The sequence below is a fragment of the Pseudomonadales bacterium genome (assembly GCA_013215025.1).
Lineage (GTDB): Bacteria > Pseudomonadota > Gammaproteobacteria > Pseudomonadales > DT-91 > DT-91.
This window is the reverse complement of the sequence record JABSRR010000072.1, coordinates 1-9660: the sequence shown is the minus strand read 5'-3', so window position 1 is coordinate 9660 and position 9660 is coordinate 1. Positions and strand designations below refer to the sequence as shown.

Here is a 9660-nt window from a genome sequence, read left to right as displayed (position 1 = left end):
AACTATTGGCGTCAAACACATGTCCAATGATTGTTGTTTCAGCGGTATCCTTTTCAGAATCAGTTACGTTGTCAGTTGCGGCGTAAGACAGTGGTATGAAAAAACAGCAGATTAGCCGAAGGTATAGTGATAGTAAACGCTGACAATGATTAGCGTTTATGTGATAAAAACTGAAGTATTTGCAGCATTGCTTGATCATTTTACTTGGTTGCTCATGCGTATTGCTATCGGTAATAACAGTGCCCAATAAGCGGCAATCAGGGCCAGACCTAGCCAGCTGGGTTCGGCAAATACAGCGTTACGAAAATTTGCCCCAATATAGTAATTAAATGGGATGACACTTAGGCATATTAAAAGTGTCAGTAATAGCCGCTGATAAAGAAAGCTAAAGGCATAATGTAAACATGAGCTGAAACTTAACCAGAGACAAAATAACCACAATGGCGCTACGGCGATATTGATGCCGTTTAAGACAAGGTTGGCCGAGGGTGAGAACATAATCATGCCGGACGCGGCTAGGGCGCTATCAGCGGCGTAGCCGATGATGGCAATAAAAAATAAAATCAGCCATTGCTTGGCATTGCGGTCGATAAGCGCGAAATGAAACAGCAGTAAGAATATGGTGCTAGCAAGAAGGACCGTAGTATTGGCAAAAATGCAGGCAAACCAATTTATTTGAAATACCAAGCCATTGACCACTTTTTTTTGGTTTGGGGTCATCGACTGCGGTAGCTGTTCTATTTGCGCCAACATGGCTAACTTCTGCAGCTGGTGTTTATATTTCGCGCCAGTGGCTTGCTCATTAAAATTTGAGACGTTTGAATAATCCGTTCGCGGAAGCCGCCTTCGCAGTAGCATAAATAGTATTGCCACATGCGGCAAAAAATATCGTCAAACCCTAGAGCTTTCACGGCATCGATATTGGTATTAAAGCGCTGATGCCAGGCATCTAGCGTTGTCGCATAATCGGCAGTGATGTCGTGAAGATCAACAATTTGCATATCGGTATGAGAAGCCACACAGTTGGCAATAACCGACACGCTTGGTAAGCAGCCGCCAGGGAAGATATAGCGTTGAATGAAATCGATATCGTTTTTGGCATCATCATAGCGCTGATCCGAAATGGTTATGGCTTGAATTAATGCCTGCCCATTGTCGTTTAACAGTTTTGAGCATTGCTCAAAATAACTTTGATAAAAGCGATGGCCAACAGCTTCAATCATCTCAATCGATATGAGCTTATCGAACTTACCCTCTAGTTCACGGTAGTCTTGTTTTAACACCGTGATTTTATCGTCCAAGCCAAGTGCTGCAACTTTTTCACACGTGTAGTTATACTGCTCGCTTGAGATGGTCGTTGTTGTGACATGACAGCCATAATGACTAGCCGCATGAATCGCCATGCCGCCCCAGCCAGTGCCAATTTCGATTACCTTGTCATCCGGGCAAAGCTGCAGCTTTTGACAAATGAGATCAAGCTTATGCGTGGCAGCAGATTCTAAGGTATTGTGCTCCTCACTGAAGACGGCCGATGAATACATCATGGTCTGATCAAGAAAAGTTTCGAAAAAGTCATTACTGAGATCGTAATGTGCCGAGATGTTTTTTGCTGAGCCCGATAGCGTATTTTGGTTGGCCCAGTGCAACAATGCACTTGAGGCGCGTGTTAGCCAATTTCGGCTGCGATCAATATCATTAAGTAAATTGATGTTTTGGCACATTAGACGCACTACCGAGAGTAAGTCTGGTGTGGTCCAAGCCCCAAGCATAAACATTTCTGCTGCGCCTATCATGCCGTTGAGCATGATCTGTCTGAACGTTGCGCGATTGTGAACCTGAATACTTGCAACCAGTTCAACTTCATCTGGATTACCTAAGGTTATTATCTCGTTATTGATGGTAAAAACCAGCTTACCGTAGGTAATATTCTCAAAGTATTTGAACACTTGTTTTTGTGCAAAGTCATCAATGATGGAGGATTTGAGTCGAGATTCAAGGTGAGAAAAGTCTGCACTTACAGAAGACATCTTGTATCCTTAGCTGGTCTTTTCGACGGATTCAGCGGTAGTGGGGTTGTCATAAAATGGCAGACGCTTTAGCAGAAATAGCTTCGCCGCTTGCCAATAAATTAATCCTGCGATGCGCCATGTCATAAGCATGTTAAAACCTTTGATGCTAAAAGGTTGGTAGGCTTTCTCCAGTATCAAGGTTGCATCTAACACTTTTTCTTGATCTTTTATGCAGCTAAGGTGCACGTTGATTTGATCGTCGGGGGTGTTGTTAGACCATTGATAATCCATGTCCATTGGATTGAATGGAGAGACATGCATAGCTTTCTCAAAACAAATACGCTGACGTTTTTTGCTTGGATCACAGCCCAAGACGTAGTCAATTCTTTGCCCCCATGGGGTGTTGGTAACCTCAACGACTAGCGCTATCAGCTGGTGTGCGTGGTCAAAGCAATAGAAAACGCTTATCGGGTTGATGACATAGCCGAAGCAGCGTAGTTGCGTTAATAAAAACACCTGCGCAATATTTTTCTCGCCCAGCTCAGCGTTTACTTTTTCAATCACTTGCTGTTTAAGGTCTGGCTGATTATCCTCGGTTTTACCTGTTGATAGGCCTGATAAATAGTCCGATGCAGAAAAGCGAAAAGGTGAAAACCAGCGTGGCTTTAGCTGCGCTAATTTATCCAGATTGATAAACCACATATTTAATGGGTAAGTGAAGCTGTTGAGCTTGGGTGTGAAGCGTCGGTGACGAACCGTGCCTTGATACACCCAATGATTGAGGTCGTGTGCTTCACTAGACGACATTATTCAATATCCCATGTTGCGCCAAGTGCCTTGGCGACGCGAACGCCACTTTTGCAACCATCTTCGTGAAAACCATTATGCCAGTAAGCGCCACAAAACCAGCTGCGGTTAACACCATTGACTTCTGACCAGCGCTGTTGTGCGGCGATGGCATCGAGCGTAAATACCGGGTGACTGTATTGGTAGCGGCCCAACACTTTAGCGTCATCAATTTGTTCAGATGCGTTGAGTGTCACGACGAAGGTGTGTGGGCTCTCAATGCCTTGTAAAATATTCATGTTGTAGCTTAAGACCGCATGCGTTTGTTCGCCGGGCTCCAATAGATAATTCCAGCTAGACCAGGTGGATTGTCGCTTGGGTAATAAGCGGGTGTCGGTGTGTAGCACGACATCGTTGCTTTGATAGGCGATTGCGCCCAGCACGCTGCTTTCTTCTGGGCTTGGGTCGCTCAGCAGTTGCAGGGCCTGATCGCTGTGGCAGGCAAATATAACTTGATCAAACTGCGCATCGTCTTGGTCGGCAAATGATAGGGTAACGCCTTCAGACGATCGACTGACTGAGCTAATCTTCGCATTCAACTGAATGCGCTCGGCAAAGCCTGCACTAATTTTGTCTAAATAGGCAGCGGATCCGCCTTTGATGACTCGCCACTGTGGACGGTTGTTAACGCTTAGCAGGCCATGATTTTTGAAAAATCGCACAAAAAACAACAATGGAAAATTCATCATCATTTGCGTTGATGCCGACCAAATCGCGCAGCCCATCGGGATAAGATAGTAGTCGATAAATTGCTGACTGTAGTTGTTAGCTACCAGGTAGTCGCCCAGACTTGTGTCTGCAGCTAGCTGCCCTTGCTCTAAATCGATAATGGCTTCTTTGTTAAAGCGAAGTATGTCTCTAATCATCTGCCAGTGCTTAACACTAAGAATATTTTTGCGTTGTGCAAAAAGTGTCGCAATATTAGTGCCAGAATATTCATAATCGCGATCTTTGGCGGTGACGCTGAAGCCCATCTCAGTGGTTTGGTTCTCGACCCCAAGCTGATCCATTAAGGCAATGAAGTTTGGGTAGGTCCAGTCATTGTANACAATAAAGCCGGTGTCAATTTGATACTCTCGCTCATCAATACNGATTNACTTAGTGGCGGTATGGCCGCCGATGCGGCTGTCAGCTTCAAAAATGTGAATATCATGCTGCTGCTGCAATAGATATGCAGCAGACAGGCCCGAAATCCCGCTGCCGATAATGGCAATTTTCATGTGGTGGTTCCTTAGGCTTGAGAATGCTCTGCAGGATTGGAGGAGTCTTGGCTAACAATTTTTTGCCAAGTTTTAGGCATAATGCGACTGAGCCATAGTGTGGCATACAGTGATTTAGGAAAGACGTAATGACGTTTATTGCTCGCAATAGCGGCAGCCATAAGGCGAGCGGCCTTGTCGGCTTCAACCATAAACGGCATATCGAAAGTGTTTTTATCGGTTAGCGGCGTTTTAACAAAGCCAGGATAAATAGTATTAACGTCAATTTGATGGTGAGTCAAATCAACCCTAAGGCTTTTGAGAAAATAGTCAAACGCAGCTTTACTGGCGCCATAAAACTCTGCGCGAGCAAACGGTGCAAACACTACCTGTGAGTTAACGCCAACAATTTGGCGTTGGATAGGGCTGGATTTCAGTAATGGAATGGCGGCGTTAATGGTTTTGACTGCGCCATAAAAGTTAACTTGCATGACGTCATCTAATGTTTGCATATCAAGCGGCAGCTGGTCGCTGTATTCGCAGACCCCGGCATTTACTATCACGTGGCTAATATAGTGAAAACGCTGCTGGATTTGTTCTGCCGCGTCACTGAGCGTGTCTTCGTTGCTGACGTCGATAGGAATAAAAGATATGTTGCTGTAATCAGCAAACTCGCTTTGCACAAGGTTTAGGTTTCTCGCGCTCGCGATGATTTGCCAATCATGATGATTTTTAGCGTAAAATTCCAGCAAAGCCTTGCCAATGCCAGAACTCGCGCCCGTAATCCAGATGATGGGCTTGCGATTGTACTGGGAGTGCATATCTTTCCTTAAATTTAGTAGTGACCTAGTTTGCGTTTAACGTAGCGCGTAGCTGAGCCCAGTACCGGTATGTGTTCATACACCATGGCTCCAAGATCGTAAGTGTCTTCGTGAAAAGTAATCTTATCGTCAAATAATAAGTGTGTCATGCCGAGTAAGGTTTGCGGCATATTGCCAAGTTTTGGATGCTGGTAGTGCATATGCCATTTAATAAATGCACTGTGTTCAGTAATAATTTCATCTAAGAACTCAAAGCGGCACTGGTTAGTATTATTGATCGAAGATTGCATATACGACATAACATGATCAATCCCTCTGACTTGATGAATGGGGTCTTTAAACACGATATCGTTGGCGTAGATGTGCTGCATATCAACAATATTTGATTGTTGAAGGTCACGATAAAAAGCCTTAAATTGGCTGATTAACACATCATGTGGTAAAAGTTGTTGATTCATCACAGTTCTCAGAGGGGATTGCCAATGAATTTACGCGTCGTGACTGCGCTTGGATCAAGAAAATATTCATTCTGATGTGATCTAATATAAATATGATCGCGTAAAGGAAACGTTACCCACTATTAACGGAAGGAATTGCCGTGCGACAAACGCCAACGCCGCAGCAGAAAGCCGAAAGAGAAACTTGGGTTCAGTGGATGCATGCCGTCGCTGAAAAGCGAGACGAGCAAGCTTTTGCAAACCTCTTTGATGTGTTTGCTCCGAAAGTTAAAGCTTATAGCCTTGCCCAACAACCAGGTGCAGTAATGGTTGCTGACGAGCTAGTGCAAGAGGTTATGCTCAAGATTTGGAACAAGGCGCATTTGTTCAGTGCAGGTAAAGCCTCGGTCTCAACCTGGATTTTTACCATGGCAAGAAACGCAAGAATTGATTACTTGCGTAAAAACGGTCGATTCGTCAGTGAAATCGACCCTGAGGACATTTATAATCAGCAGGTCGATGAAAGCCAAGATCTGTTTTCAGCCGTACAACAAAAACAGCTGCAGGCAAGTATTCAGCAATCGATCAGTTTGCTGCCCAACGAGCAGGCGCAGGTGCTGGCAAAAGTATATATGGAAGGTAAAAGTCATCAACAGGTGGCTGATGAATTAAGTATGCCGCTTGGTACGGTTAAATCCCGCGTCAGACTGGCCCTTGGTAAATTAGAAGTTATGATGAGGAAAATGCAATGATCTCCTCAAGTGTAAATATTATGCATCACCCTAGCGATCAACAATTAATCGAATATGCTGCCGGTAGCTTGCCACTGAGCCGTGCCCTGTGCGTTTCTGCTCACTTGGAGCACTGCCCACACTGTCAGCAAAATTACCAGCGTTTACAAGCCCTTGGCGGTATCCAAATGCAGTCGATGGCCGACAAGCCGGTCTCTACTTCACTTAAAGATAAAGTACTTGCGGCCATCAAAACTGATGCTGCGAATGACCACTCTGATAATTGCAAACCGGCACTCTCTACCGGTGCGTCGGTTTTACCATCTTCCTCGCACCGTGCGCAGAGCAATATTCCGCACTGTTTGAAAAAGTTCGTGCCGGATAATTTTGCATCATTGAACTGGCGCAAAATTAGCCCTACCGTTTCTTTGACTGAGCTGACTACCGAGGGTAATGGTGCGAAAGCTGCCCTAGTGCGAGTGAAAGCGGGTGGTCAGATGTCTCATCACAGCCACACCGGCGATGAAATCACAGTTGTCTTGCAAGGCAGTTTTTCTGATGAAGAAGGGTTTTATCGTCAAGGTGATTTTGTATTTCGCGACAGTGCTCACAAGCACAAGCCGATTGCAACGAATGACCAAGACTGTATTTGTCTGATCGTTTTAGATGGCCCCATTCAGTTCACCGGCTTCTTCTCTCGATTACTGAACCCGTTCTTGCGTTTAAGTCATCCGTTTCAAGCGGGTGCCGCTTAATTTGGTGCACTATTAGTGCACCTTCCACATCCTCCCCGCTATTATTTTTTGCAAATAGCTTAAAATATCTTTTTATATCAATAGCTTAAAATATTTTAAGACAACTGGCCTGTAAATTGCTTCATCAGTTCCATGCATCCGCTTGAGTTTAGGCGGCCCATGAATACCGAGGTTTGCCTCTTAGCGAAAGTTCAACAGCTAAAGATCAATCCTCTACTATATGATGAGCAGAAAATAGCTGGATGAATTCATTCAACCTTGCCTCGCAAACTTTCCCACTAAAGACTGAGAGCGTTCAAGCCGTGCTGTTAGACACGGTGCATAATCATGTGGGTCCCTTGCAAACGGCGATTTTGGATTGTGGCTACCAGCTATTAAGCTGCGTGCAATCGGTTGATGAGGTGTTTGCTGCGGTGGATCAGTATCAGCCGAATTGTCTGCTAATTCATGTTGGCTACCCAGATGTCGACATGCTAGCAATGCTGGCAAAGCTTGATCAGCTGTCGCCGCTCACGGTGATCATGTTTTCTCAGGAAGATTCGCCGCAGGTTATTCAGCAGGCGGTAGCTGCAGGCGTGGACGCTTTTATTGTTGATGCGGCAGAAGCATCGCGTTTATCGGCAGTCACAACAATCGCTATGGCGAGGTTTCGTGACACGCAGGTGTTAAAGCAGCAGCTGCACTCTACGCAAGGTAAGCTTGAGGAAAGAAAATTGCTGGATAAGGCCAAAGGCTTGCTGATGCAGCAAAAAGGCTTTTCCGAAGATCAGGCCTATAAAAGCCTGCGAAAAATGTCGATGGATAAGGGGCAGCCCATGGTCACGGTGGCCAGGAATATTATCGACGTTTTTGCCTTGCTCGACTAAGGCATTATTTTCTCACCACTTTAATCCCTCCGCCTAAACCGCTACAATAGCCGGCATTTTGCATTCCTCGAACCGCTTCTGTGAGCGACTTTTGCTATGTCGGCGATGGTAGCGGCTTTCTTTACAAGGTTGATTTCATGAAAGAGCAATTAGCGGCGCTATTGAGTGATTCTGTTGCGCAGTTACAGCAAGCGGGCGTGTTGCCAGAGGATGCGCTAGTGCGTGTTCAGTTAGATCGTACAAAAAACAAGGCGCATGGTGACCTTGCAACTAATCTTGCCCTAACCTTGGCAAAAGTGGCAAAGATGCCGCCACGAGATCTGGCAGAAAAAATTGTTGCCGCTTTGCCGGCGAACGATGTAGTCGCCAAAACAGAAATTGCTGGTCCAGGTTTTATCAACATCTTTCTGCAAAACGCTGCCGCTACCCAAGTTGTTGGCTTAATCTTGAGCCAGGGCGAGCGCTTTGGCGTGAGTGATATCGGGCAGGCTGAGGCTGTTCAGGTTGAGTTTGTTTCAGCCAATCCAACGGGACCGTTGCACGTTGGACATGGTCGCGGTGCAGCCGTGGGTGATTCCTTATGTCGCTTATTAAGCGCTGCCGGTTATGATGTTACAGCCGAGTTCTATTACAATGACGCAGGCCAGCAAATACAAAATTTAGCACTGTCAACGCAGGCGCGTTTAAAGGGTCTGGGCCCCAGTGATCCGAGTTGGCCAGCAGATGGCTATCGTGGAGACTATATTATTGATATTGCCAAGGCTTATCAGGCCAAGGCAAGCGTTGTTGCAAGCGATATATCGGTCAAGGCCTCAGGCAATATTGATGATCTTGAGGATATCACCCGTTTTGCGGTGGCGTATTTACGGCGTGAGCAAGACCTAGATTTGAAGGCGTTTGCGGTGCATTTTGATGTCTACTTTTTAGAGTCTTCGCTGTATCAAGAGGGTAAAGTCGACGCCGTTGTGCAGCAGCTAATAAGCAATGATAAGACCTATGAAAAAGACGGTGCACTATGGCTTAAGTCTACCGATTACGGTGATGATAAAGACCGTGTGATGCGCAAAACCGATGGCGGCTATACCTATTTTGTGCCCGATGTGGCATACCATTTGAATAAATGGCAGCGCGGATTTAAGCGCGTTATTAATGAACAGGGTGCAGACCACCACTCTACGGTGACGCGCGTCAGGGCGGGTTTGCAGGCCCTCGATGAAGGTATTCCAGGTGGCTGGCCCGAATATGTTTTGCATCAAATGGTAATGGTGATGCGTGGTGGTGAGGAGGTGAAGATCTCCAAGCGAGCCGGCAGCTATGTCACCTTACGCGACTTAATTGATGAAGTTGGCCGCGATGCGACGCGCTTTTTTTTGGTCTCACGTCGACCTGATTCACAGCTCACGTTTGATATTGATTTAGCTAAATCACAATCTAACGAAAATCCGGTTTACTATATTCAATATGCGCATGCCCGCGCGGCTAGTGTGAATGCTAAGTTACAGGCGCAGGGCTATACGTTTTCACTTGCGCAGGCCGATCTTGGCTTATTGAGTTCAGATGAAGAAAAAGCGCTGTTAAAAACTTTGGCGCACTATCCTGAGATGCTAGCTACGGCTGCGCAAAAGCTAGAGCCGCATTCGGTTGCGACTTATTTAAAAGCATTAGCTGCGGACTATCATAGTTTTTATAATGCGCATAAGGTCTTGCTTGATGAGGAAGGGCTAAGAAATGCGCGTGCTGCGCTAAGCATGGCCAGTAAGCAAGTGATTGCCAATGGCTTGGCTGTGTTGGGTGTGTCTGCGCCTGAAAATATGTAACGCGTCTAAGGATAGATAGGCAAAACAATGAGTCACGATTTCGCAAAGGCCGGTGCTAAGAGCGCAAAAAGTAAAGCGGCTAAAAAACCAGCAGCCCGCAAATCTGCGAAAAAACCTGCGCCAGCAAAGCGTTTTTTGCCAGCTTGGCTATGGTTTTTAGCCGGTGTGATAACAACAAT

10 protein-coding genes are annotated in these 9660 nt (G+C 45.9%); 4 read left to right on the top strand and 6 right to left on the bottom strand.

What is annotated here, in order from left to right; genetic code table 11:
- Positions 1 to 195: 195 nt before the first annotated feature.
- The 6 genes from HRU21_07060 to HRU21_07035 all read right to left on the bottom strand — a co-directional run bounded on the left by HRU21_07060 (position 196) and on the right by HRU21_07035 (position 5333).
- Positions 196 to 753 (bottom strand): DUF2878 domain-containing protein, encoded by a 558-nt coding sequence (locus tag HRU21_07060; protein NRA42053.1) that lies wholly within the window; start codon positions 751 to 753, stop codon positions 196 to 198.
- 2 nt (positions 754 to 755) lie between these two features.
- Positions 756 to 2027 (bottom strand): class I SAM-dependent methyltransferase, encoded by a 1272-nt coding sequence (locus HRU21_07055; protein ID NRA42052.1) that lies wholly within the window; start codon positions 2025 to 2027, stop codon positions 756 to 758.
- 9 nt (positions 2028 to 2036) lie between these two features.
- Positions 2037 to 2816 (bottom strand): DUF1365 domain-containing protein, encoded by a 780-nt coding sequence (locus HRU21_07050; GenBank protein NRA42051.1) that lies wholly within the window; start codon positions 2814 to 2816, stop codon positions 2037 to 2039.
- Positions 2816 to 4075, bottom strand: coding sequence for an FAD-dependent oxidoreductase (locus HRU21_07045; GenBank protein ID NRA42050.1), 1260 nt, complete (start codon positions 4073 to 4075; stop codon positions 2816 to 2818). Before HRU21_07045 ends, HRU21_07050 begins: the two co-directional genes overlap by 1 nt.
- A gap of 11 nt (positions 4076 to 4086) precedes the next feature.
- Positions 4087 to 4875, bottom strand: a complete 789-nt coding sequence (locus tag HRU21_07040; protein NRA42049.1) for an SDR family NAD(P)-dependent oxidoreductase — start codon at positions 4873 to 4875, stop codon at positions 4087 to 4089.
- A 14-nt stretch (positions 4876 to 4889) separates the two neighbouring features.
- Entirely contained in the window at positions 4890 to 5333 is a 444-nt protein-coding gene (locus HRU21_07035) for a nuclear transport factor 2 family protein (protein ID NRA42048.1), read from the bottom strand.
- A gap of 197 nt (positions 5334 to 5530) precedes the next feature.
- Here HRU21_07035 and HRU21_07030 point away from each other — a divergent pair, with 197 nt between their 5' ends.
- The 4 genes from HRU21_07030 (at position 5531) to HRU21_07015 (ending at position 9481) form a co-directional block, all read left to right on the top strand.
- Entirely contained in the window at positions 5531 to 6064 is a 534-nt protein-coding gene (locus tag HRU21_07030) for a sigma-70 family RNA polymerase sigma factor (GenBank protein NRA42047.1), read from the top strand.
- Positions 6061 to 6798, top strand: a complete 738-nt coding sequence (locus HRU21_07025) for a cupin domain-containing protein (GenBank protein ID NRA42046.1) — start codon at positions 6061 to 6063, stop codon at positions 6796 to 6798. The genes HRU21_07030 and HRU21_07025 overlap by 4 nt, the downstream gene beginning before the upstream one ends.
- Before the next feature lie 242 nt (positions 6799 to 7040).
- On the top strand, positions 7041 to 7664 hold the full coding sequence (locus tag HRU21_07020) for an ANTAR domain-containing protein (GenBank protein NRA42045.1): 624 nt from the start codon (positions 7041 to 7043) through the stop codon (positions 7662 to 7664).
- A gap of 137 nt (positions 7665 to 7801) precedes the next feature.
- Entirely contained in the window at positions 7802 to 9481 is a 1680-nt protein-coding gene (locus tag HRU21_07015; GenBank protein NRA42044.1) for an arginine--tRNA ligase, read from the top strand.
- Positions 9482 to 9660 lie beyond the last annotated feature (179 nt).

Coding starts and splice junctions, on each gene's coding strand:
- HRU21_07020 (NRA42045.1), top strand. CDS start 7,041: ATGAATTCATTCAACCTTGCCTCGCAAACTTTCCCACTAAAGACTGAG.
- HRU21_07035 (NRA42048.1), bottom strand. CDS start 5,333: ATGAATCAACAACTTTTACCACATGATGTGTTAATCAGCCAATTTAAG.
- HRU21_07050 (NRA42051.1), bottom strand. CDS start 2,816: ATGTCGTCTAGTGAAGCACACGACCTCAATCATTGGGTGTATCAAGGC.
- HRU21_07015 (NRA42044.1), top strand. CDS start 7,802: ATGAAAGAGCAATTAGCGGCGCTATTGAGTGATTCTGTTGCGCAGTTA.
- HRU21_07040 (NRA42049.1), bottom strand. CDS start 4,875: ATGCACTCCCAGTACAATCGCAAGCCCATCATCTGGATTACGGGCGCG.
- HRU21_07055 (NRA42052.1), bottom strand. CDS start 2,027: ATGTCTTCTGTAAGTGCAGACTTTTCTCACCTTGAATCTCGACTCAAA.
- HRU21_07030 (NRA42047.1), top strand. CDS start 5,531: ATGCATGCCGTCGCTGAAAAGCGAGACGAGCAAGCTTTTGCAAACCTC.
- HRU21_07025 (NRA42046.1), top strand. CDS start 6,061: ATGATCTCCTCAAGTGTAAATATTATGCATCACCCTAGCGATCAACAA.
- HRU21_07060 (NRA42053.1), bottom strand. CDS start 753: ATGTTGGCGCAAATAGAACAGCTACCGCAGTCGATGACCCCAAACCAA.